The organism is Roseibacillus ishigakijimensis, from assembly GCF_016595415.1.
Lineage (GTDB): Bacteria > Verrucomicrobiota > Verrucomicrobiia > Verrucomicrobiales > Akkermansiaceae > Roseibacillus > Roseibacillus ishigakijimensis.
In genome coordinates this window covers 172,858-197,029 of record NZ_JAENIO010000002.1, presented here as the reverse complement: position 1 = coordinate 197,029, position 24,172 = coordinate 172,858, and the positions used below count along the sequence as shown (strand labels likewise).

Sequence of the window (24,172 nt, the reverse complement as noted above, 5' to 3'; positions counted from 1 at the left end):
CACGGTAGTTGGTTTGGTTTGGTTTTTGCGACCTCACGCTCACGCGTGGGCCGACCAACTACCACCTCTATTTTAACGATGACGGGGACACTTCCTTTTCTTGAGATGTAAGCTCCAAATCTGCATTGATGAAATCAATAGGCATCGTGTCTTCGTTCTTTGCACAACGTTCCAGCACACCTAATCCGACTGATTTGGCGCATTTTTACTACTCCTACAACTTTCTACTTCCGGGTCAACAAGCTACCCACCGATGCGGTCGAAATTATGGCGCTGCGTATTGCTCGTGAATTATTTGGGTTCGGGATGTGAACTATCAGGAAGCCCCAACCTAATCACATCCAATAGAAGCAAAACCGGCAAAATGAAGGACACAGCATAGTATATCAAAAGACCAATTAAGGACCACCAGTTGAATTCATGTCCGCTCTCCCACCACATTCGAAGCCAAGACCCCTTCAACTCGACCGTAATTCTAGTCAACACACCTAGCAGCAGAAATGCGAGCCCCAAGCTTTGCAGTCGCCCTAGACAGAATGCTCCAAATATCAATAGCGTAAACGATAAAATCGCAAGATGGCCATCTGCGCCTTCGAAGGCCCGTCCCGGGCTACTATGAGGCAGGGTTATTAGAAGAACCAAAGTAAGACTAATCGAGATGATGTGCCTCCACCTCGGCAGAGACTTCACTTTTTCCATCATTAAGCGAGTCTATATGGTTGATGGCCTCGCAGAACAGCTTCTTTTTAGGAGAATATGACAATCGTAGGATTTTCGTGGGCACCTTCCCGGTCACAGGGACCTCGAAATATACTCAACCTACGCTTGCAGACGCGGCGCCCAACCTTGTGGCGGAAGAGTGCCTTCCTACTCGGCCGAATCAAGACCTCGTCAGTGGCAGGTTATGGCAGCTGGTGACTGGGCCGGGTGCTGGCAGGTGTTCAGGCGGAGGACAAGGTTCAGCGCCACCGCTTGATTACACGGGTCACGACCAGCAGGAAAAGGCTGGCAGGAACGAGAAACCAAAGGAGGGAGAGCGGCTCTCCGGCGTCGAGTTCGCGCAACCATTTGGCCCGTTGGCGTTGGATGTGCAGGAGTCCGGCCAGGAGGAGGCTCAGGCAAAACAGGATCCAGTCGAATCGTCGGTAGGTCATCGTTGTCTCTCTTGTTGGCAGCAGGGAGGGCTTTTGCAGAGTTCATTTTCCGGGAAAAGGACAAAATCGGCGTTGGCTTTCGTGTGCTCCCCATCGGATAGTGGGCGCATGATTTCGTCTCTGCCCGACCCCGACCGGTCCATGAAAGAGCTGCTGCGGGAGTTTCCCTCCGCCCGGCGGGCTCTCTTTGCCGACTTCCACATCGGAGGATGCCAGTCTTGTGCGTTTTCGGAAGAGGATACCCTGGCGGAGGTTTGTCGTCAGCATGAGTTGGCGGTGACGGCGGTGCAGGAGACGATTTTGCGCAGCCATGAGCAAGAGCAGGCTTTGCTGGTCCCGCCTTTGTCGCTGAAGGAGGAAATGAGGAAAGAAAATCCTCCCCTGCTGGTGGATGTGCGCACGCGGGAGGAGCACGAGGCGGTGGCTCTTCCGGGCTCGCAGTTACTGACGGAGAGCACCCTAGGTGCCCTGACGGCGAGTGACCCCACTGCACGCATTATCCTTTACGATCACACTGGCAAGACCGTGCTCGACCAGGTTTCGTGGTTCCGGGGCCACGGGCTCAAGGAGACCTTCGCGCTGGCGGGCGGCATCGATGCTTATGCCCGGGAGGCCGACCCCTCCCTCCCCCGTTACCGTCTGGAGCTGGATTAAGGCTGGTGCCGAGTGATTATCCGGCCATTGCCTGATAGCGCCGCTCCTTTCCTGACGTTGTTCCTCTTTCTTCTGCTCATGATTTCATTCTTTGCCCGCAACGACATCGCGACCAATATTCTGATGGTTGCCATTTTGATCGTGGCCACCTTCTTTGCGTTGGAAAAGATTCCCTACGAGATTCATCCCAACGAGGAGTTCAAGGAGGTGCGGGTGGACATCAGCTACCGGGGAGGCAGCCCGGCCGATGTGGAGCGGGATGTGGCCATTCCGGTGGAACAGGCGCTGGAGGGCCTCACGGGAGTGAAGCGGCTGCGGACGCAGAGCAATCGTGGAGGTTGTGAGATTACGGTGGAGGCCAAGGACGGGGTGGATCCGAAGGAACTCTTGGAAGAGGTCAAGGCCCGCATCGATCAAGTCAGCACTTTCCCCGGCGAGACGGAGCGGCCGCGCTACCGGGTGCCGGCTACCGAAACGTGGCGGGAGGTGGTGAGTGTGGCGGTGATTGGCGACTTGAACGAGCGGGACTTGTTGGAGACCACGAGGTTTGTGCGCGACGAGGTGGCCTCCTTGCGGGGTGTTTCCAATGCTCAGATCGCGGGAAACTCGCCGCCGGAAATCGCGATTGAAGCCCGACCGGATCGTTTGCTGCACTTCGGTCTTTCGTTGAGCGACATCACCGAGGCCATCCGTCGTTCGTCCATCGATCTCCCTGCCGGGCAGGTGCAGACCCCGGGGGGCAGTGTCTTGCTGCGCACCACGGGGCAGGCCTACAGCCGGGAACAATTCGAAAATATCGTCCTTCGCTCGCGCGATGGAGCCGAGATTCGTCTGGGTGATGTGGCCACTGTATCCGATGGCTTTGAAGACGATCAGAAGATTGTCCGCTTCAACGGAGTGCCGGCCTTACTCGTTGAGGTCTATCGCATTGGCGATCAGAACGCCTTGGAAATCGCCGATGAGGTGCGGGCCTATGTGGAGTCCTCGGCGGCCCGCTTGCCTTCGGGGGTTAGTCTGGCGCTGTGGGATGACGATTCGGAAGCTCTCCGGGGCCGTCTCTCCACCCTTATCAATTCCCTTGTGCAGGGGGCCCTGCTCGTCCTCATCGTGCTGGGACTCTTTCTCCGCCCCACCCTTGCGTTGTGGATTCTGATTGGGATTCCGGTCGCCTTTGCGGGCGGACTCATCTTTATGCCCGTTTTAAACACCACCATCAACATGATGTCCTTGTTCGGATTCATCATCGTGCTGGGCATCGTGGTCGATGACGCCATCGTGACCGGGGAGAATATCTACACTAAACTGCGAGAAGGCCTGGAACCCACCGAGGCGGCCATCGTGGGCACCAAGGAGGTCTCCACGCCCGTGACTTTCGGCATCATCACCACCGTGGTGGCTTTCATTCCTCTCATGTTCATGCCGGACTCTTGGTCCTCATTCACCAAGCCCATTCTACCAGTGGTTGCCCCGGTGCTTCTTTTTTCGCTCATTGAGTCCAAGCTCATTCTTCCCAGTCACCTCAAGCACCTCAAGACCAATCGGGAGAAGGCCAAGCTCAACTTCTTCGCACGTTTTCAGCAGAAAATCTCCCACGGTTTGGAGTATTTTGTGGAAAAGGTCTTCCAGCCCATTCTCAACCTCTGCCTGCACTACCGCTACGTCTCGGTAGCGCTCTTTGCGGCCATCGCCATCGCCTTCGTCGGCTACATGCGGGGTGGCCATCTCGGCTTTGTCAATCTTCCCTCCATTGACCGCGATATGATCAATGCCTGGGTGGACATGCCCAACGACACCCCGATTGAAGAGACCGACAAGATGGTGCAGCGCATGTATCAGGCCGCCTTGCAATTGCAGGAGGAAATGACCGATCCGAAAACCGGGGAATCCATCATCACCAACATCATCACTTCCACGGGCGGGTGGCACTCGCGGCCGAACAACGATCCGGAGCAGGGCTCCATTGCCTTCGAGATGCTGCCTCCCGAGAAGCGGCCGAAGCAGTTTGCGAAGCTGCGTAATTCCGACATTTCCGACCGTTATCGGGAAATCATGGGGCCGATTGATGAGGAGGTGCGCCGCTTCAACATTTTCGGAGAAATGGGGGGAGGCCGCTTTGGGGAAGATTCCGGGCGGACCATTGAGGTGCAGGTGCGGGGCCCGCATTCCCCGCAAAAAATCGAAGTGATGGACGCCATCGAAGAGCTCTTCGATACTTACGAGAGCCAAGGAGTGGTCTCCACCTGGCACGATGCCGAGCGGGGTCGGGAGGAAATCCAGATGACGCTCAAGCCACGGGCCACTGAGCTGGGCCTGACCCAGCGCGAGCTGGCCTCGCAGGTGCGGGCGGCCTTCTTTGGCGAGCAAGCGCAGCGCATCCAGCGGGGGCGCGACGACATCCGGGTGATGGTGCGGCTGCCGGAAGAGAATCGCTCCACCCTCGACACCCTCGACAATCTGGTCCTGAAGGCCCCCGGGGGGGCGGAAATCCCCTTCTCTGCTGCCGTGGACTACGAGTTCACCCGCTCACCGGGTCGTCTCAACCGCATCAACGGACTACAAGTGAACGAAGTGCGGGCCGACACGAAGGACGACAAAGTCGACGTCATCGGCATTGCCAAGGACGCCGCCCCGCGCATTGACGAGATTCTGGCGGGCACTGGATACACCTGGGCCTACACCGGTTTCGTGGCGGATGATGGCGAGACCCAACGCCGCACCCTCATCGGAGCGGTGCTGCTTCTCTTCACTCTCTACGCCCTGTTGGCCATTCCCTTCAAGTCCCTCCTGCAACCCATCTTCGTGCTCCTCGCCATTCCTTTTGGCGTCATTGGTGCGATGCTGGGCCATATCATCCTGGGGCAAACGCCCTCCTGGCTTTCCGTCTTCGGAATCCTCGCCCTCACCGGAGTGGTGGTGAATGACTCCCTCGTTCTGGTGGACTTTATTAACCGGCACCGGGAGAGCAATCTCTCCCTCCACGAGGCCGTCTTGCAAGCGGGAGCCCGGCGCTTCCGCCCCATCCTGCTCACCTCTTTGACCACCTTCGCCGGGCTGCTTCCCCTCATCTCCGAGCGCTCCCTGCAAGCGCAATTTCTCAAACCAATGGCCATCTCCCTGGCCTTCGGGATTCTTTTCGCCACCTTCATCACCTTGCTTCTCATCCCCACCGCCTATTTGATCACGGAAGATCTCAAGACGGCTCTCGCCCGCTTCTTCCGCTGGTATCGCGAGCCGTTCCGGAAAAAGGAGGCCCGGGCCGGGGGCGAGCAGCCGTCCGCCTGATTTCCCTCCCCGCCTGGCTATGAAACCTCTTCCCTTGCTCCTGACCCTCGCCGGGGCCGCCGTCCTGGCCGCCATCGTCCTCGTTGCCTTGCGCCCGGATTCCGGCAAGCCGGAGGACGCCCTCCCTGATCCCGCCCCCCTGCCGATCTCCGGCAACGAAATGCCCGAACCACCTCCCTCTCCCCAGCCTCCCCTCATCGCCGAGCCCTTCACCCCGGACCGCGAGCTCCTTGCCTTTGTGGAAAAAGAGCTGGCCCTGAACTTTGCCGAGGAGCCCGTTTTCACCCCCGTGCCGGCGGAAACCATCATCAGCAAAGTCACCTCCGGCCTCCCTGCGGTAGTGCCTGACAAGGATCGCCGCCAACTCAATCTCGTCGCCCAGCGACTCGGAGCCCTGCCTCCCTTCCAACCGCTCGATCACACCCTCATCACAATCTTGGCGGGAGAGGTGCGGGGGTTGGTGACTGCCGACGAGAACCTCATCATGCATGACTTCCAGGCCAGCTCTCCCCCCGAGCAAGCCGCCCTCGTCAATCTTCTGGCGCAGCGACTGGCGCGGGCCCATCTGCCCCCGCGCCGTGTGGCCGGCTCCCTCGACGAGCTTCTGGCCCGACACTTCGCGGTGCAGGTCCTCGCCCTGAAGGTCGAGAAAAAATTTCGCGAAACCCTGCCTTCCTACCCTCCCTCCCTCAACGAGAACATCCGTGAAAGTATCTTGCTCGGCTTACCCGCCTTTTTCCACGAGCTGTCCACCTTTGCCGAGTTCCACCTCCTTGCCCGCCTCAAGGAGGCTCCTCCCGCCGCGGCCCAGGACCTCCTCCGGGAGGCCACCTCCAGCACCCGCCGGCTCCTCGCCTATCCTCTCCTACCGGCTTCGGATCTTCCGGCCGAGGCCGAGCTGGGAGCTCTAACGCTCTACTTGTTTCTCCTCGAATCCTCCGATCCCGCTACCGCCCGCACCCTGGCCACGGGCTTGCGGCACGACTCCATCCTGGTGGCAGAGGAGCAGCTGACCTGGTCCCTGCAATTTGACCAGGCGGCCAGCACTCCCCGGGTGGCGGAGATTTTACGCGGTTATTTCTCCCTGCGGGATCCGGAGGGAAAGGTCGCCATCACGGTCGCCGGGGACACCCTCGAGGTCCTGGTGCGCCCTTGAGCGATTTCTTCCCCCCAAGCTCAAAGCACCTGCCGGACCTGATAAAATCGACGGGGGCGGGCGACTGGGTCGAAGTCCAGGACATCGGCAAAAGTGATGCTCCCTTCCTCATCGGCAATGAGGGGCTCCCCCACGGGTTCGAAGACGATCAAATCGGGAGAAACAAACAAACGATACTCCGCGCCAGCGAGCAATCCCGAGACTGCCAGCTGGGGAGAGTCGGTCGGCAATGAGCCATTGGGAAGCTCCAGCAGCAAAGTCCCGCCTGGCGATGCTTCCCCGGCAAGGCTGAGCCGCAGCACCCGCGCCACCGCGAGGCCAGAGCCGTCTTCCTCTTCGGTCAGCTTAAGCAGGAGCAAGGCACTTTCCTCCGTGGCGGTCAGCGTGGTTGATCCGGCATCGAGAGCCGCCTGTCCTTGCCCCCCGGTGGTGAGGAGCAGGCGCTGGGCGCTGAGATCGGAGAGAGTGAGGCGACCAGCTCCGCTTGTTTCCCAACTCACAATCACGTCTTCCCCGGGAGTGACCACGGCAGCGTCTGCGGTCAAGGAAAGGACCGCCGGCTGGCTGAGCGAGCCCTGCAGCCGCAAATTGTCCAAAGCGAAATTATTCCCCGAGGTGGCCTCACTACCTACCCCGAAATGCAAGGTGTAGTCGGTGCCCGCCTGCAACCGCACATCTTCAAAGTCCGCCGCAATGCCCGCCCCGGAGTTGCTGTCGGCTTGGGTGGTGCCGAGGGGAGGCAGGGTGACCGCACTCAGCGTCTCTCCGCCCGAGAGCAGAGCCACCGTCACTACCCCACTGCCGGGATGAGGCCCCGCTTGATCGCCGCCGGAATTGCTGGTGAACTGGTAATCAAATTGCAGTGCGGTGGCGATGAGATCGCGTTCCGCGCGAAAGGCCACCTCGAAGCTCCAGGGACCCTCGCTATCGATATTCCGGTCCACCGACAACCGGTGGGCATTGCTGCCCGCTCCTCCGGTCTGCACCGTGGCGCCCGCGCTGAGCGCGATGGTCGGAGCCGGAGTGGAAACTCCAAAAGAACTCCAGGAAAGCCCCGTGAAAGCGCCCGCTCCATCCACCGAGCCATGGTCATCGAAGTCTGAGAAAAGAAGAGTGCCATCTCCCTCCGTGGTCAAGTTCACCGTCACCCATCCGACTGCCGTCCTTTCCCCATCACTGATGGTGTAGGGAAACTCATCGACGCCAATCACCCCGGCGGCAGCTTGATAGCGAATCCTGGAGTCAACAATCGCGACTTCGCCCAGCAGGCTGGGGCCCACCGATTGCAAGTGCAGGGCCCCGGGCAAACCGTCATCCGAATCATTGGCCAGGACATTGAGAAAAATTTCTCCCCCGGCCGGGACCGTGCCCACATCCGGCCCGGCCACGGGCTGGGGACCGGGCGTCACTTCCCGGAGAAGAGCTGCCGCCGGAATTTCCTGCCAATCCAGGTCCGGTCCGGCGTAGCGGAGGGTGAGCTTCTTTTCGCCCGCTCCCTGACGATACATCACTTTCAGGGGATGGAGACCCGCTTGCAAACGCACGCTTCCCCGCTGGGGGGCGCCCTCATTCTCGAAATCAGCCGCCACCACGTTGGCATCGTGAAGCCAGAGCAGAACCCCGGCATCGCCCCTCCCAGCTCCTCCGTCGGCAATGAGCTCGAACTGGTAAGTGCCTTCCCGGGAGACCTGTAAATAGCCCGTGAACTCGAGGACCAAATCGGTGGGTCGGGCGGTCACTTCCAAATCAAGCCCCTCTGCCTCGCCCTGCGCGGACGGGGTCAGGCCATGAACATTGGGCACCCAGGGCCAGTTTCCCTCGAAAGCACGCCAGGAAAGGCCCTGCGCGGTCGTCACCTCCACCCCGGGAGCGAATTCCCCATTGAGGTAGGGCCGATTGTAATCCCCGTCCACCCTCACCCCCAGCACTTTGTCCTTCATCCGGCGTTGCAGGGAAGCTTTGTCTGGGGCCAGGTTGAGTGCCTCGCCCGGATCTCCGTCGACCTCATAGATCAGAAAGTCATCTTCCTCATGATCGGTGACATCATAGCGCACCCCCTTGTAGCGGATGCCATCGGTATCATCTAGAAAGAGAACCTGCATCTGCCCCCGGCGGCTGCCTCCGTGAACGGGAAAGTCCTCATAACTCGGGGTGTTGCTGCCGACATTGTATTCAAAGTAAAGGTAACCCTTGTCCTCTTGCTCCCCCTGCCGGGTCAACTCCGGCAAAAGGGAAACGCCATTGCTCCAGGCGGGAGGGCGAAGACCGGCAGCTTCCGCAAAAGTCGGCATCCAGTCCCAAAAGGCGGATGGCCGTTGCGAATCCGCGGCTGGGGTGGTTTCCTCGTTGTCCCCAATCGTCCCCGGCCACCAAGCGAAGGTCGGCACTCGGATTCCTCCTTCCCAGGTATCCCGCTTGATTCCCTCCAGCATTCCGTAGCTATCGAAATTGCGGGGATTGTGCGCAACCGAACCCCCCGCCCCGGCTTCATTGTGAGTGCCATTGTCGGACGAAAAGACGACCAGGGTATTGTCCGCAATGCCGAGGTCGCGCAGGGTCTGCAGAAGGTCCCCCATCGCCGTATCGAGCCGCCGCACCATGGTGGCGTGGCGGGCGGCGGCATTTCCCAACGAAGCATAGTCGGGGTGAATCCAGGAATCATTGCTCCCCGTATTGGTATTGAGAGGCCAGCTCAGGCCGCCACTGAGACCCGAGCCCGCGGGATAGGCCTGGGTGGGCACTTGCAGCTGGGCATGCGGAGCATCGTAAGCAAGATAGAGGAAAAAGGGTTGATCCTCGGCCACTTGGGTCCGTTCGGTCACCAATTGCTTAGCCTTTGCGGTGAACAAATCAGTGGTGTAGGCATGCTCCAGGCCACTGGTGACCGGCGCTTCCTGTTCGTAAATCGTGCCCCCATTGCCAGGGTAATGCTGGTGACCATCAATATGCTTGAGATAGCCATAAAAATAATCGAATCCCCGCCGATTGGGATGACCGGCAAAGGGCTCGCCACTGCCCCCCACCCCCCACTTGCCCACACAGGCCGTGAAGTAGCCGGCCTCCTGCAACACCGTGCCCAAGGTGTGATTGTCCTCCAGCACTTTATCAAAGGAATTGTCGCGAATATTGGCATGCCCCTGGTCCCGCCCTTGCAAGAGCGAACCCCGCGCGGGCGCACACACCGGAGCACTGGTGTAGTGGCGGGTCAATTGCGCTCCTTCCGCCGCCATCCGGTCGAGAAAAGGAGTGTAGATGAATGGCTCCTCCGTCCCATTGATTCTGCCATCCCCGGCCACCCCGCCGCCCGCGCCATTGTCGCGGGTGTGCTGATGCAAACCATACAAATCTCCAAATCCCAAATCATCACAGAGGACGAAGATGATATTGGGTGCCGCCCTCCCCTCTGAAGACAACATGAACACGAACAGCAAAAAACTCTTCAGAGAGGAAGGCATGGCGATTTGAAAATTCGACGGGATAGGAATCAGTTTTACTGAGCAACGAGCAGACGGCGACGACGCAGCAGTCCCAGGCCGGCCACGAGAGCCAAAGCGGCCGTCGAAGGCTCGGGAATGACCAGACTATTCAAGCTCACAGTATCGAGGGCAAAATTATTACCCGAAGTCGCCTCGCTGGAAACGGTGAAACGGAGCACATAATCCGTCCCGGCCACGAGTGCGAAATCGGGCAGGTCCGCCACAATGCCCGTGCCGCTGTTGGAAGCCGCCGTTTCATCACCCAAAGCTGGTAAAGTGACCTCGCTCAAGGTCACCGCGCCCGCGCCATCCAATAAGGCGACATTGACCACGCCACTGCCGGGATGGGGCGCACCCTGGTTGGCCCCGCCGCCACTGATAAACTGATAATCAAAAGTGAAATCGGCCACCACCGTGCTGGTCACCGTCGAGAACGCGATCTCGATACTCCAAGGACCCGCAGTGTCGATATTGCGGGCCACCGCCAGACGATCCGCATTCTCCGGAGCGCCACTGGTCTGCACTTCCCCCGCACTGAGCGCCAGCGTATCGGAGGCAATGGTCACCCCATTGGTCACCCAAGTGAGACCCGAAAAGCTCGTGGCTCCATCGGCAGAGCCGTGGGCATCGAAGCTCGAAGAGAAGATTGAAGCCCCGGAAGCAGCTCCAGTGAACAAGCTCCCCGCCAGCAGGATTGAGAAAAAGTCGGTTTTCATAACAACCGAAGAGAAGCAGCAATTATGCCGAAACCAAAGCGCAAAAAGCACTTCCAGCAAAAAATGACTCACAACCCCAGATGTGCCAGAATACGCAGGCGCTTCTGCCGGGGTCTTTCCTCACAGCCCTCCCCCACTCCAGGAGAGCTTTTTGCGTAAGGTTTCGTAGAAGGAATGACCGGGCAACCGAACCACCCGCAGCGGAGCGGGCGCTTTGTCCACCTCAACCGTGCTCTCGGGTGCGACGCGGAGAATCTGCCGCCCATCGACGGTGAAGAGAATGGGCTCGGGATTATCCCCGCTGGGGGCGAGCTCGATGCGGGAATCGTCCCCCAGCACAAGGGGCCGTCCACTGAGAGTATGCGGACAGATGGGGGTGATGACCATGACCTCGGCCCGGGGGCCGACGAGGGGACCACCCGCAGCAAGGGAGTAGGCGGTCGACCCCGTGGGGGTGGCCACGATGAGACCATCCGCCCGATACTCGTTGAGCAATTCCCCATCCACCCAAGCCTCGAGGGAGACCAGGCGACCGGTCTCACCCCGCATCAGCACCACTTCATTGAGGGCGAGGAATTCATGTTCGCTCCCCCCTTCTTCCCTCATGCGCACCCGCAGCATGGCCCGCTCAATCTCCAGGTGCTCGCCTGCAGTGACCACCTGGGCCAGTTGGTCCACTTCTTCATCCTGGCAGGCAGTGAGGAAGCCGAGATGACCGATATTGACGCCCGCCACCGGGCACGGGCAGCCTCCCATACGGTGAAGAGTCTCTAAAAAAGTGCCATCGCCCCCGATGGAAATGACGAGATCAGCGCCTTGCCAAAACTTTTCCACCCCGGGGTATCCGACCGCTTCTCCCCCTTCTTGGTCCAGCACGACCTCCCAACCGCGTTTCTCAAAGGCCTCCCTCACGCGTCCAAAAGCCGCGACGACGTCCGCCTTCCGTGGATTGACAAATACCCCCAGTCTCATTTCGCGACGAGTGTGAACACTTTCGCCCCTAAAACCACCCTAAGAATTCGACATTTCCGTCCGTGCCCTGGATGGGACTCTCCATCACCCCCCGCCACGGCCGACCCGCCTCCTCCGTCACGAAGGCGCGGATCTTCTCCACCGCTTTTTCATGCAAGTCACTTCCCCGCACGATTCCCCCCTTGCCCACCTCATCGCGAGAGAGCTCAAACTGAGGTTTGATGAGAGCCACCACCTGACCATCCTCCTTCAGGACGGAAAAAATGGCGGGCAAGACCTTGGTCAGCGAGATGAAGGAGAGATCGAGCACGGCCAGATCGACCCGTTCCCCCAAATCCGCGACCGTGAGGTTTCGTGAATTGAACTTTTCCTTCACGATCACCCGCGGATCGGTGCGCAATTTGTAGACCAGTTGGTTGGTCCCCACGTCCACCGCATGGACCCTCGCCGCTCCCCGCTGCAGAAGGCAATCGGTGAAACCTCCAGTGGAAGAACCGGTATCGAGACAAGTGAAATCGGTGACCGTGATGCCGAAATGCTCGAGAGCCCCCTCAAGCTTGAATCCGCCCCGGCCCACGAACTTGGGTTTCTCGCGCACCCGTAGGTCCGCGTCGACGGGCACCTTGGTGGCCGCCTTGGAAACCCGCTCGGTGCCGAGAAAGACCTCCCCGGCCATCACCAGGCGCTTGGCCACCTCGCGGGACTCACAAAGACCCCGCGCCACTAATAGACTGTCAACTCGTTCCTTCACTCTTGATTGATCGCATCGATGAGAAGTCGCAGACGGCCAAAGCTGCCCCGACGGTGACGAAAGACAAGACGGGGCAATTCCGCCAAGGCCGGTTCGTCATCCTCCTCGGACAAGGCTCCCCGCAATTCCATTTCGCCAGCGGCAATGAGGTCTGCGAACTCCATTTGCAAGAGCGGGAGACGATTTTCGGCCAGATTGTCCCGCAATCGAATCACGATCTTGTCCCCCACATAACGATAGGAATGGTAACGGCGATAGAAACTGGTGATTTCGGACACCGCCTCCTCCACATCGTCAGTGACCTTGAACAAAGCGAAATCGTGGTCCGAGATTAACCGCAAGCGCTGCAGATGCTCCTGCACAAACTGCTTCCAAAACTTCCAGTAGGTGCCCCCCGGGGCATCGAGCAGAACGATGGGGTAAACGGTGGCTTTCCCGGTCTGAATTAAAGTGAGAGCCTCGAATATCTCGTCCATGGTGCCGAACCCTCCCGGACAAGCCACTGCGGCATCGACTTCCTTCACGAAGGCCAGCTTGCGGGTAAAAAAGTAGTTGTAATCGATGAGCTTGGGATCACCGGCAATGAACTCGTTGGCGGTGGCCTCAAAGGGTAGGGAGATATTGAGTCCGAAGGAATCGTCCCGACCCGCTCCCTCGTTACCGGCGGCCATGATTCCCGGCCCCGCGCCCGTCACCGCCATGAAACCTTCCTCGCGCATGCGGCGGGCAAAGCTCACCGCAGTCTGGTATTCGGGCTCCTCCGGTCGGGTGCGGGCGGAGCCAAAGATCGCCACTTTGCGGCAATTGCGATAAGGATGGAAGACCTCCTCCGAGACACGCATCTCCTTGAGAGCCCGATTCATGAGCTTGAAAGCGGAATCCCCCACCCGTCCGCGGGCGATGCGCACGGCGGTCGTGAACATCTCCGCCAAGAGACAAGAATTTTCCCTTGGCGAAATCTCCTTGGCCAAAGTCATGATGCGTTCATCGAGGTCAGCCTCGCCAGTGGAGCCCACATGCGAACAAGAAAAAGAGCGGGTCATGCCCGCCGTAAAATCCCGCTCGACGGGAGTTTGCAAAGGTTGCACCTGTTGAGCCATTTGCCCACTTTGCCCTGCCTACCCCGGAGAACAAGCCGGGAATTCAGCATCCCCCTTCTCCACGCATTGAAGGTAGACGGATTCGCAAAATTGTGGCCAAGTTTCACCCATGCAAGAAACACTCGTCCTCACTATTCTGGGTCCTGACCGCCGGGGAATCGTCGACAGCCTCGCTACCACCGTCAACGAACGGGGAGGGAGCTGGCAGGAGTCCCAGATGGCCCGCCTGGCCGGACAATTCGCCGGTATCGTGAAGGTGACCTGTCCCCGCGAGCAAGCCGACAACTTGGCGCAAGCATTACAGGCGCAGGCGAGTGAGAACCTGCAGATCTCTGTCGCCCGTGAAGAGGAAGTGGCCCCCAACACAGAGCGGACGCTCTACCTTCTGGACGTCCTCGGCAACGATCGCCCCGGCATTCTTTCCGAAGTCTCCCGCGCCCTGCGCGCGCACCACGCCAATATCGTGGCCATGGAGACCCGGCTCGAGCCCGCTCCGCAGTCCGGGCAACCCATTTTCCACACCATCGCCACTGTGGCCTTGGAAGACGAGGGCTCCCCAGAAAATCTCGGGCAGGGTTTGGAAGCCCTCTCCCCCGACCTGCAGGTGACGGTCGCCAAGGTCACGGCTTGATTTCGCTCAAGACGGAGTGTGACTTCATTTTCAGGGGCATCTTGCCAGCCGCGCCAGGAGCTAGAGGCGTTCCCTCCGGGAGGCCGATCTCGAAATCATAAGTCAGGACCGCCTCCCGCACCTGCGCGATTTCGGGGTCGAACAAAAAGTAGCCGCCCATCTCCTTGGCGGTCACAGTCAGTGGGCCGGGCTCGGGCTTCACTTCCCCAGAGACCCGCACCTTGGCCAGCCGCCGCTCGTCCTGATCCACCATCTTCTCGAAAACCAGCGTGTAAACCACTGGCACGGGCTTCTCGACGATTCCGCCCAGCGGAAAAGAGGAGATCACCAGCCAGTTCCCCCCTTCCTTCACTTTCTTATTGGCCATCAGATCGACCATTTCCCGAGCGCTTTGCTTCACCTCGGCTTCCCCCATCCCCATGGCTTCCAAACCCACCGGCACCTGGGCGGTCACCGAAATCACCTCTCCCTTCTCGCCCAGCACCAGGGTGGAGCTGGCCTCCAGCATGGGAGCAAACATGGCAGCGGCCGGGCCTTGCGGCTTCGCGGAGTTGTAGCTCAGGGCCATTCCGCCCACCGTCATGTCCACTAGCAGCGACTCCGACTTTTGCACTACCGCCAGTCCTTCTTCGTGTTTGCTGACCTGCTGGCTAGTCACCAGGGTCATCGTTGATTCCGTCTCGATCTGTTGCCCAGCCATGGGCATCGTGGCTTTCTGCTCGATCTTTGATTCGATGAGATACGTTTTTCCCGGTTCAAACTTGAGCTGAAAGAAGACCTCTTCGGCGGACCAAGCGGAGGAAGAAAAAGCGAGAATGCTCAGAGCACAGGGAAGACAAGAGGCGAATTTCATGACTCGAGAGACTCGCTGAGGGAGCGGGAATGGCAAGAGAGAAGAGTTGTCAGGACCACTTCATTTGTTTAACTTATGTCAAGTAATGCCCGCCGCAGAACAACTTGAGGAGACTTTCCTGGAATTTCTCGCCATCGAGAAAAACGCCTCACCCCATACGCAAGAGAACTACGAGCGCTCGTTGCGGCTTTTTCGAGAAAGCCTGGGCGAGGACTTTCCCGGCTGGCGCGAGCTCACTGCCGATCACTTCCGCGCCTACTTGTTCGAACTGATGAAGGCGGAAACAGCCCGGGCCACCATCCGTCTCCGCTTCGCCGCCCTGCGCTCATTCTACAAATACCTCACCTACCGGCAGGGATTGCCAAAAAATCCCCTGGCCGAGGTCCAGCTCCCCAAAGCCGAGAAAAAGCTCCCCGTCACCCTCAGCCTCCAACAAGTGGAGCACCTCCTCACCCTGCCCCTCCAGCTGCCCCTGCCCCGCCAAGCCCCCGCTTGGCTCCCCTATCGCGATACCGCCATCCTGGAGCTTTTCTACTCCACCGGTCTCCGCCTCGCCGAGCTGGTGAGCTTGCAGGCAGAGCAGATGGAGAGCACCACCACCAGCCTGCGGGTCCTGGGAAAAGGCGCCAAGGAACGCCTGGTCCCTGTGGGCTCTTATGCCTGCCGGGCGGTGCAACAGTATCGCCACCAGGCTGGTGTGCACGAGGGTCCGCTCTTCCTCTCCAAACTTCGCAAACGCCTGTCTCCCCGGGCCGTTGATCAGCTTTTGAAGAAGTATCTGCGCCAAAGCGAGATTCCCTTCGACGTCACTCCCCACAAGCTCCGACACTCCTTTGCCACCCATCTGCTGGATAGCGGAGCCGACTTGCGGGCGGTGCAATCCCTCCTCGGGCACGCTTCCCTCTCAACCACGCAAATCTACACCGCCGTGAGCAAAACCCGCCTGCAAGAAGCCTACCGCGCCGCTCACCCCCGGGCCAAGTAGGCTACTCGGAGGCTGGTTCAGGGAGAGGAAAGGGGTCGGCAAGAAAGTGGCGATGCTGCACCCGCAGTTGCTCCAGTTCCATCAAATCATCACTGCGGAGGCAGGCCTTCTCCGACCACTGGATCGCTTTCTCCCGCTCCCCCATGGCGAAATAGACCTCCGCCCGCGTGTCCAGATAAGCCGACGATCGGGGACTGATGGAGAGAGCAATTTCGATCCACTCATTGGCTTTTACCAAGTCGCAGGCCGCGCGCGAGGCCACCCAGGCAGCGGTGTTGTGGGCATTGGCCGCTTCGGGAAAAAAGCGCAGCGATTCTTCATAGGTCGGAGCCAGCCCCCGCCAGAATTCTTCCGCTTCCTCGTGAAATCCACCTTGCCGAAGCTTCAGAAAAATCTCGTTGGCCACCAGCCCGTAGAAGCCCCCGTAACCGCGCAGCTCGCTTAGCAAGGCCCGTCCCCGCTCGCGATCACCCGTCGTCAGGGCGGCCATGGCATGGGCAAAGTCGATCTCCGCGCGCAAATGGAGATTGGCACTGTAGCGGCTTTCGTCATCATAACTCATGAGCAGCACAAAGGCTTCCCCGCAGACTGCGGCCTGCTGCCAGTGCCCCGCCAGACGGGCCGCTTCGCCGAGCTGAATCAAGGTCGAAAACCAGCGCCCCTCACCAGCAGGCAACATCAGAAGGGCTCGCTCGAGAAGCTCCCGCTGGCGCTCATACTCGCCGCAGCGACCGAAAATGGTGGCCACTTCCACCAACCAAGAACCATCTCCCAAGGCAATTTTCTCAAGGAAACTCCACTGCTCGGCCGCTTCCGCCGAGCGCCCGCACAACTCCAGAGCCACCACCGCATGCAGGCGGGTGGCGAGCATGTCCTCCCGGAGAGTGGGGAGAAAGAGGTCGGCGGACTCGTCGTAGTCGCCATTCAAAAACTGGAAATAAGCCAGCTCCAAGGCATAGCCCTCGTCCTTTTTGTCAAGCGAAGCCAGTGCCCGGGCGGCTCGCTCGGCAACGGCGAGTTCCCCGCAAGCAAAAGCGCATTCGGATAAGAGATTCCATTGTTCAACCGATTCGCGCTCGGCTGCACTCTCTTCCAACTGGCGCAGCGCCTCCGCCACCTCTTCCCAAGGAAGGGAAACGGGCCGCCCCCGGAGGGCAAAGACGAGTTCAACAATCTCCCAATCCGACTTGTCAGGCTCCACCCCTTGCAGAAAACGATTCAGCCGCAGCACGCTCTCATCTTCGTAAAAAGCTTCATTGAGAAACTCGGTGGGAGTGAAGAGCTCCTCTTCCTCGGCCCGGGCTTGCCGCAGGGCATACTCAATCGCCCCCTGACTGGCCCGCAACCGACTGCGCCCGGTGAGGTAAAAGAGATACTCGCCAAAATCCTCTTCGGAGAACTCTTTCATCTGGCTCCCCAAGGCATCGAAAATGCGCTCCGCATCCTCCTCTCGTCCCCTCTCGCTCAGGATAAAGGCGAGATCGAGGAGATTGGCGCATCCGTCATTGAGAATATCGAATTCTCCCTCGACCCGTCCGAGCTGCCCGGTGATCCAGTCCTCGGGGAGGGGCTCGCCAACCTCCAATCCCAGCAGGGCAAAGGCTTCCTCCACTCGCTCATAGGACTCCAGTTCCAATGCCAGCTCCCTGGGAAAGAGTGTTTCCAAATGGGGACGGAGTTCCTCGTAAGCTCCGGTGAGACTCAGAATCCCGACCGCTTCTTTCCAATTCAATTCTTGTTCTTCGACATCAGCAGCCAGCTCTTCCCGCAGCCGCTGAGCTTCTTCCGCCGAGACCTTGCCTCCCCAGCGGGCAGAGATGAGTTTGGCCAATGCTCCCCGCCGATCGCCGCGCCGCATCTGCTTGTCCAAAAAGTCTCCGAGCTCCCCATTGACCAAGTTCAAAGAGAGGCGGACTTCATGGTCGTCGGGGGCCAGCTTCTCAATCAGCTCCTTATCACCCCTCCAGCGCGCCAGCTTCAAGCGGTCGCCCTCACTCAGCTCATCCCAGAGAGCTTCGCTTTTCCCCAACGCCTCCGCCAGGGTCAGCCAGCGCAGAGTGCCCAGCTCGGACTTGCGGGTGTCGGTGAGGATGGCAAAGGCTTCTTCATCCTCTCCTTGCCGAATCTTCTCTTTGGCAACTGTTTCAGCCAATTCGTCCACTTGCTCGCTCAAATGGCTGGCCACTTCCGGATCCGGAATATGGCGCGGGAGACGGAAAAGGGTGAGATAAGCCTCCTGGGCCAGGAGGAATTCGTAGAGGCGATTGCGCTCCACCCCATTGTCAGCCCGGCGATAGGCCTCCACCGCCGCCACCACTGCCGGAGGCGTTTCCGGAGTCAGTTCCAAGTCAATCCAACGCAGTATGCGGCGGGCTCGCCAAGCAACTTCGGGATCGGGAGAATCGCGCATGGCCTCCAATTCCGGCAGCGCCTCCTCCCCCCGGGCCCACAGATTTTCCACCGCTTCTTCCCGCCGGGCAAAGTCCTCGGCCCCCAACCCTTGGGCCGGGGGAGACTCCATGGCCCCCTGACCGAGAGACCAACTTGCCGTGATCCCGGAAAAAACGGAAAAAAGAAATCGTTTCACTTCAAACATCCTTAATGCAGATCAAGGCTATCGCCAACCCCTCTTCTTGATGGAAAAGAGAAACTTTTTTTCGGAAATGAACCGCTAAAAACCCCGACGGAAGAGATTCTGCGACAGAAACACGATCATGACTTGGCTGGAAAACGACGAACCCGGGCTCTGGGAGCAGCTCCCTTCCTGGGTTTTTGCAATGGGACGCATCTTCTTGCGGGTGGTGGGGATCGGCTGTCTCCTCGCGGTAGTGGTGGCCCTGCTCTACTGGTTGCAAGCGGCGCAATTCGACCTCACCAAGGTGGAAAAAATGCCTGAGCGCACTCTTCTGCTCGACCGGGAAGGCCAGGAGCTGGCGGCCATCCACGGCTCGCGCCGCCGCCTCATCACCTACGAGGACCTGCCAAGTCACCTGATCAACGCCCTCACCACCCGGGAAGACAAGGACTTTTTCGAACACGGGGGCGTCCACTTTCGGGGCGTGGCCCGGGCCACCCTCCGCAATTTGCGCGATCGCAGCATGACTCAGGGAGCCTCCACCCTCACCATGCAGCTGGCTCGCAATACTTTCGAAATGAGGGAGATGTCTTTCCATCGCAAGCTGCTGGAAATGGCCCTCGCTTATCGCTTGGAGGCCAATTTCGACAAAAAGGAAATTCTCACCGCCTATCTCAATCGCATTTATTTCGGCGCGGGTGCCTTCGGTATCGAGCAAGCGGCCCAGAGCTATTTCGGACGCCCGACGGCGGATCTCTCGGTGCCGGAAGCCGCTCTCTTGGTCGGCATCATCCGGGCCCCGCACGCTTTTTCTCCCCGCAACGACGAAGAGGCCGCCCTCCGCGAGCGCAATGACGTGCTCCGCAATATGGCCATTGACGGCCACCTCACCCCGGAGCAACGCGACGAATTCTTGCAGGCTCCGCTTCACCTCCTCCCCGCTCGTGAGGAGCAGGTGGATGCCATTCGCTGCGTGCGCCGCCATCTCAATGAGCTTCTGGATCAAAATGATTTTGCCAGTGGAGGGCTCACCGCGACCTCTTCCATCGACCGCGAAATGCAGCGCCTGGCCCGCCAGGGCATCGACGAAATCCTGGCCCCCTTTGCCCAGCTGGAAGCCGCCCTCGTCGCTCTGGACCCTGCCACCGGGGCCATGCGGGCGGTCATCACCGCTCGGGACGCCGAGCGCTCCCAATTCAACCGCGCCTTCGATACCCGCCGCCAGCTCGGGCCTGCCTTCCAGCCCTTCATCTATGCCTTTTCGGCCGAAAGGGGGCACTTGCCCATCCCCAATCAGCCCATCCAGACCGCGCGGCAGCTGGCTCCCGGGGATTTGGAGCGGCTCGCCCGCCGCATCGGCTTCGGGGGGCCCTTCACCACGGGTGACGAGCTCGCCCGGGGCAATCTCCAAACCACCACTCTAGAGGTGGCCACCGCGTTGGCGACTCTGGCCAATGAGGGTCGCGAGCCACGCACCTATCTGGTGGAATCCCTCACCGACTCCGAGGGCGAGCTCTTGTTCCAACAGCAGCCGCAAGGCAAACCGGCCCTCGATTCCTTTGCCGCGCAGAGCCCTTTCGAAATCCTGGGCAAACCCACCTGGAGCGCACTCAACCATCCGGGCAACGACCTGTGGGCGCTGCACAGCAGCCCCGACCTCGCGGTCGCGCTCTGGCTGGGCTACGACGAGCCCGCCGATGTGCCGGAGGCCGCCAAACTGGCTGAGAACGCCACCGCCCTCCTCACCACCCTGGCGCGGGTCGCCCGCATCCAGCGCGAAGAGCGCGCGGCCGAGGAGGCTGCGGAAGAGGCTGCGCGGGAGTTCGAGCGCTCCCGCTAATCACTCCAGCGTGATGGTCTCATCCAAGTTGAGGATGAGGTGGGCGGTCGCGGTATCGGCGGCATGGTCGATCAAATCTAGGTCCTCGTCCCGGGGAGTGGCCCCAATGGAGAGAAAGTCGCGGGCTTCCGCAGGATGACTGGCAAAGTGCTCCGCGAAGTGACGGCGGTTTTGCAAGAAGATGGCCAACTCCTCCTCATCGGCGGAATACCCGGTCGCGAGTCGGTAGATGTGGGCCAGCCGCTCCTTGGCTGTCGCTCCTCCCTCCCGCAAACCCCGGGCGGCAAGATGACGGGCCGCTTCCACGAAGGTCTCGTCATTCATCAGCGCCAGGGCCTGCAGCGGCGTATTGGTGATTTTGTGCCGCACATTGCACACCTCGCGCCCCGAGGCGTCGAAAATGTTCTGCCGGGGCGGATTGACTGCGCGCTTCCAGTAGGAATACATGCTTTTGCGGAAAAGATCCTTCCCCTTGGATTCGACGTAGCGGGTGCCGGCATTGGCAGCCACGCTCTCCCACAAACCGGCCGGCTGGTAGGGCTTCACTGGTGCTCCCCCTACCTTGGGATAGAGCAAGCCGGAGGCATTGAGCGCAAGGTCGCGAATGGCAAACCCGTCCATGCGGTAGCGGGGTCCGCGGGCCAGATACCGGTTCTCCGGATCGACCTCCTGCAGCCCTGGATTGGTGCGGGAGGATTGCCGGAAGGCATGGCTGGTGACGATGGTGCGGTAAAGCCCCTTCACATCCCAACCGGAGTCGATGAACTCCATGGCCAACCAGTCGAGAAGGTCCTGATTGACCGGCAGCTCTCCTTGGGAACCGAAATCCTCGGAGGTTTTCACCAAGCCGATGCCCATCATGCGCTGCCACATGCGATTGACCACCACCCGGGCCGTGATGGGATTCTCGCGGCTGACCAGCCAGCGGGCGAGTTCGAGGCGGTCCTGGGGATGTTCTTCTCCCGGCAGCAGGGCCTCCAGCATGCGCCGGGGCAGGGCCTCGGAGGTATCGGGTTCGTTGTATTGGCCGCGGTTCAGCAGGTAGGCGGGAGCGGGCTCTCCGCTCTTCTCACTCATCACCATCACCGGCACCTTGGCAAAGCCTGCTCGAGCCAGCTCTTTTTCCACGGCCGCCACCCGGGCCTGAGCGTTGCCCAGCACGGAATCGATGGTCGCGAAGTGCTCGCGAAGCAGCTTGCGCTCGGCCCCGGTCCAAGCGGCTTCTTCTTTTTCCAATGCTGCCCGCACCTCCTGGTTGGCCAAAATCAATTCTCGGCCCAGGGCTCCAGCTTGCTGGGAAGTGGCCAGCCGCAAGCGCCCGATATTATGGTCGGTGAAGGAGGAGAAGAATTCCAGGGTCACTTCCACCGTGCCTCCGGCCGCATCCTTCAGCGGCTCAGCCAAAGCCAGAAAGAGAGAGGCGCTCTCCCCGGGGTTGCCATTCACCGCCCACCCCGTTTTTGCCTTGCCATCAATGGCTTGGCTGGCGGGGTAGTTTGATTGCTCGTAGCTGGCAGCCGCACGGGCGAGGGGCAAGGACTTGGCCTGCCCCTCTTCCGACGGACGGAAGCTCACCTTCGCCTCGGTGAGGACGAAGTTGCCGTTGTTGGCCAGGGAGAGGCGGACGAGAGACTCGTGCGGCAGGGCTTCCACGCGAAGGGCGGAGAGGGTTTTGCCTGCCGGCCACTCGAAGGCCAGCTGATAGCTAGTGCGCGTGATGTTGTTTCCTTCAAAGAGATAGCTGCCATCGGGCAAGGCCGTCAATTCGCCCTGATTGTCCGGCACCCGGGCCGAAAGCAGGGAAACCGGTTCCCAAGAATCGGGCGCTTCGCTCGTCGGGCGATGGGACGCCACCCAGTTCCGGAAACGGGTTCCGGTTTCCTGGCGGGCTTTCGCCAGCTGAGCCTGTGCGTGCTCCAAGCGCTCGGCGAGTCCGGCGGGGATTTCAAACAAGGGCGAAGTGAACTCTTCCACGGGCTTGGCCTCCGTGCCACGCCCGATCCCGCGCTCGTTGATGTTGTTGAAGTAGGCGTAGAGTTGGAAAAACTCCCGCTGCGAAATGGGGTCGTATTTGTGGTCATGGCAACGGGCGCACCCGGTGGTCAGGCCTAGCCACACGGTGGAAGTGGTCTCCACCCGATCGATGACATTCTCCACCAGGAATTCTTCCGCCAAGGCCCCGCCTTCGTTATTCTGGCGGTGATTGCGGTTAAAGGCACTGGCGAGGCGCTGAGAAGCGGTTGCCTGAGGCAACATGTCCCCTGCCAGCTGCTCGATGGTGAACTGGTCGAAGGGCATGTTCTCGCGATAAGCCTGGATGACCCAGTCCCGCCAAGGCCAGTTCGTGCGGCCATGGTCATTCTGATAGCCGTCGGTATCGGCGTAACGCGCGGCATCCATCCAGAAGAGAGCCATGCGCTCGGCGTAGGCATCGGAGGCCAACAAGTGGTCCACGAACCTCTCGTAGGCCGCCTCAGAGGGATCGGCGAGGTAGGCGTCCAGCAGAGCGAGGTCCGGCTGCAGACCGGTGAGGGCGAGGCTGGCCCGCCGGGCCAATACCTCGGGCTCGGCAGGAGGAGCGGGCTCCAGCCCTTTTTCTGCGAGCTTGGCTTGCACAAATTGGTCCACGGGATTGTGCACAGAAGCTCCGGAATCGCCGACCTGCGGGGGCTCGGGCTTGACGGGAGGCACGAAGGCCCAGTGCTTCTCATACTCCGCCCCCTCGTCGATCCAACGCTGCAAAAGCTCTTTCTCTTCAAAGGTGAGCGAGCGATTGGAATCCTTGGGTGGCATGGGATCGTGCTGATCCAGGATGCGGGCCACCACTTCACTGGCCTTGGCATCCCCCGGCACGATGGGCGCGATTCCGTCCATCTCGGCGAAAGCAAACTCGGGCTCGTGGAGCGCGATATCAGCCTCCCGGGTAGCGGGGTCCGGCCCGTGACAGTGAAAGCAATTCTCGGAAAGAATGGGCCGGATGTGCTGGTTGTAGCTGATTCTTTCTCCCGGAGCAGCAGCCAGGGCCGGACTCTGTGCCACCGCCCGCTTCTGACTGCCGGCTTCCTGCAGCTTGGCAATGGCCTGAGAATAGGTTTCTTCCCGGGACAAGGATTTCCGCTCCAGAGGACGTGGATTCTCTTGTCCGACAGCCACTTCAGGGGCCAGCAACTGAGGGCGCTCGGCGAAGAGAACGACCCCGGCGATGGTTAACGCGGCAGCCGCCGTGGCCGTCCAGACTGGCCAACGGGCCCGGCGGGAAGGCTCTTCCGGCGAAATCGCTTTGAAAGGAACGACCTGTGCGGGCCTCTCCCCTCCCAATTCGTGCAAGAGGGAGTCCACCCGAGCTTGCTGCAAGAGCTCAGCCCGCGCTTCGGGACTGCGGCGCAAAAGATCATTGAGGGCTTTCTCTTGGGACGAATCGAGTGCCCCCGCGAGATAGCTGGAAATAAGCAGGCGATCTTGGTCGGTCATGATTCAGAGGAGTTGGGGTTCTTTTTCTGGAGACAAAGTTGGAGATTGTGGCGGGCGCGATAGAGGGTTTGCCCAATAGCGGCCACGCTGGAGGAATGGGCGGAAGCCAGCGTCTTGAGGCTTTCCCGTTGAAAATAATGACGGGTGATGAGTTCACGCTGCCGCTCGGGCAAACTAGCTAGACAGGCTTGTAGACTTTTTTCGCGCGGATCTCTTTGCCCGGCAAAAACTTCGGGAGCCTCAACCGCCAACAGGTGCACGACCTCGTCATCGAGCACCAAGCGGCTGCGACTGCGCTTTTTGCGAAAAGCCATGAGCTGGAAAAAGGCCACCCGCTGGGCCCAGGCCCAGAAGGAAGTGCCCCGTTCGAAATCCTCCCGCTTGCGCCAGAGAACAAGGTTGGTTTCCTGCAGAACGTCCTCGGCATCGGAGCGATTGCCCAGAGAGCTCTGGAGATAACTTTTCAAACGCGTTTGCACGGTTTTGATTTCGTCATCAAACCAGTGGAGAGAGGTGTCATTTTCAGCCACAGACATTGGTATTCAGGTTGGGAGCA

Annotated in this window: 16 protein-coding genes; 6 read left to right on the top strand and 10 right to left on the bottom strand. The window is 60.2% G+C overall.

Annotated features, from left to right (window positions below):
• Window positions 1-959: 959 nt before the first annotated feature.
• Window positions 960-1,154, bottom strand: a complete 195-nt coding sequence (locus JIN78_RS01525) for a hypothetical protein (protein ID WP_200390158.1) — start codon at window positions 1,152-1,154, stop codon at window positions 960-962.
• Window positions 1,155-1,262: 108 nt separating this feature from the next.
• On the opposite strand from JIN78_RS01525, the gene JIN78_RS01520 reads away from it, so the two are divergent.
• The 3 genes from JIN78_RS01520 (at window position 1,263) to JIN78_RS01510 (ending at window position 6,246) form a co-directional block, all read left to right on the top strand.
• On the top strand, window positions 1,263-1,808 hold the full coding sequence (locus JIN78_RS01520; protein ID WP_200390157.1) for a rhodanese-like domain-containing protein: 546 nt from the start codon (window positions 1,263-1,265) through the stop codon (window positions 1,806-1,808).
• A 78-nt stretch (window positions 1,809-1,886) separates the two neighbouring features.
• Complete coding sequence (locus tag JIN78_RS01515) at window positions 1,887-5,090, top strand: efflux RND transporter permease subunit (RefSeq protein WP_200390156.1); 3,204 nt, start codon at window positions 1,887-1,889, stop codon at window positions 5,088-5,090.
• A 19-nt stretch (window positions 5,091-5,109) separates the two neighbouring features.
• On the top strand, window positions 5,110-6,246 hold the full coding sequence (locus JIN78_RS01510; RefSeq protein WP_200390155.1) for a hypothetical protein: 1,137 nt from the start codon (window positions 5,110-5,112) through the stop codon (window positions 6,244-6,246).
• A 20-nt stretch (window positions 6,247-6,266) separates the two neighbouring features.
• On the opposite strand, the gene JIN78_RS01505 is transcribed toward JIN78_RS01510, so the two are convergent.
• The 5 genes from JIN78_RS01505 to JIN78_RS01485 form a co-directional block, all read right to left on the bottom strand.
• The gene (locus JIN78_RS01505; RefSeq protein ID WP_200390154.1) at window positions 6,267-9,701 is read right to left on the bottom strand and encodes a sulfatase-like hydrolase/transferase; all 3,435 of its coding nucleotides are present in this window, start codon (window positions 9,699-9,701) and stop codon (window positions 6,267-6,269) included.
• Between the two features lie 35 nt (window positions 9,702-9,736).
• Window positions 9,737-10,438, bottom strand: a complete 702-nt coding sequence (locus JIN78_RS01500; RefSeq protein ID WP_200390153.1) for a hypothetical protein — start codon at window positions 10,436-10,438, stop codon at window positions 9,737-9,739.
• A 120-nt stretch (window positions 10,439-10,558) separates the two neighbouring features.
• On the bottom strand, window positions 10,559-11,410 hold the full coding sequence (locus JIN78_RS01495; RefSeq protein ID WP_200390152.1) for an NAD(+)/NADH kinase: 852 nt from the start codon (window positions 11,408-11,410) through the stop codon (window positions 10,559-10,561).
• A gap of 28 nt (window positions 11,411-11,438) precedes the next feature.
• Entirely contained in the window at window positions 11,439-12,161 is a 723-nt protein-coding gene (locus JIN78_RS01490; RefSeq protein WP_200390151.1) for a TlyA family RNA methyltransferase, read from the bottom strand.
• Window positions 12,158-13,261 (bottom strand): LOG family protein, encoded by a 1,104-nt coding sequence (locus tag JIN78_RS01485; RefSeq protein ID WP_200390150.1) that lies wholly within the window; start codon window positions 13,259-13,261, stop codon window positions 12,158-12,160. Before JIN78_RS01485 ends, JIN78_RS01490 begins: the two co-directional genes overlap by 4 nt.
• A gap of 109 nt (window positions 13,262-13,370) precedes the next feature.
• Between JIN78_RS01485 and JIN78_RS01480 the strand changes: the two genes are divergently transcribed.
• Window positions 13,371-13,892 carry a glycine cleavage system transcriptional repressor gene (locus tag JIN78_RS01480; RefSeq protein WP_200390149.1) on the top strand — a complete coding sequence of 174 codons (522 nt, stop codon included), beginning with the start codon at window positions 13,371-13,373 and terminating at the stop codon, window positions 13,890-13,892.
• On the opposite strand, the gene JIN78_RS01475 is transcribed toward JIN78_RS01480, so the two are convergent.
• Complete coding sequence (locus JIN78_RS01475; protein ID WP_200390148.1) at window positions 13,882-14,745, bottom strand: hypothetical protein; 864 nt, start codon at window positions 14,743-14,745, stop codon at window positions 13,882-13,884. The two genes, JIN78_RS01480 and JIN78_RS01475, sit on opposite strands and share 11 nt — an antisense overlap.
• An 85-nt stretch (window positions 14,746-14,830) precedes the next feature.
• On the opposite strand from JIN78_RS01475, the gene JIN78_RS01470 reads away from it, so the two are divergent.
• Entirely contained in the window at window positions 14,831-15,730 is a 900-nt protein-coding gene (locus JIN78_RS01470) for a tyrosine recombinase XerC (RefSeq protein WP_200390147.1), read from the top strand.
• A 1-nt stretch (window position 15,731) separates the two neighbouring features.
• On the opposite strand, the gene JIN78_RS01465 is transcribed toward JIN78_RS01470, so the two are convergent.
• Window positions 15,732-18,317, bottom strand: a complete 2,586-nt coding sequence (locus JIN78_RS01465; protein ID WP_200390146.1) for a tetratricopeptide repeat protein — start codon at window positions 18,315-18,317, stop codon at window positions 15,732-15,734.
• A 127-nt stretch (window positions 18,318-18,444) separates the two neighbouring features.
• On the opposite strand from JIN78_RS01465, the gene JIN78_RS01460 reads away from it, so the two are divergent.
• On the top strand, window positions 18,445-20,145 hold the full coding sequence (locus JIN78_RS01460) for a transglycosylase domain-containing protein (protein WP_200390145.1): 1,701 nt from the start codon (window positions 18,445-18,447) through the stop codon (window positions 20,143-20,145).
• Here the strand turns inward: JIN78_RS01460 and JIN78_RS01455 are convergent, their stop codons facing one another.
• Both JIN78_RS01455 and JIN78_RS01450 read right to left on the bottom strand, forming a co-directional pair.
• Window positions 20,146-23,616, bottom strand: a complete 3,471-nt coding sequence (locus tag JIN78_RS01455) for a PSD1 and planctomycete cytochrome C domain-containing protein (protein WP_200390144.1) — start codon at window positions 23,614-23,616, stop codon at window positions 20,146-20,148.
• A complete protein-coding gene (locus tag JIN78_RS01450; RefSeq protein ID WP_200390143.1) occupies window positions 23,613-24,152 on the bottom strand; it encodes a sigma-70 family RNA polymerase sigma factor in 540 nt (179 codons plus the stop codon). Before JIN78_RS01450 ends, JIN78_RS01455 begins: the two co-directional genes overlap by 4 nt.
• Window positions 24,153-24,172 lie beyond the last annotated feature (20 nt).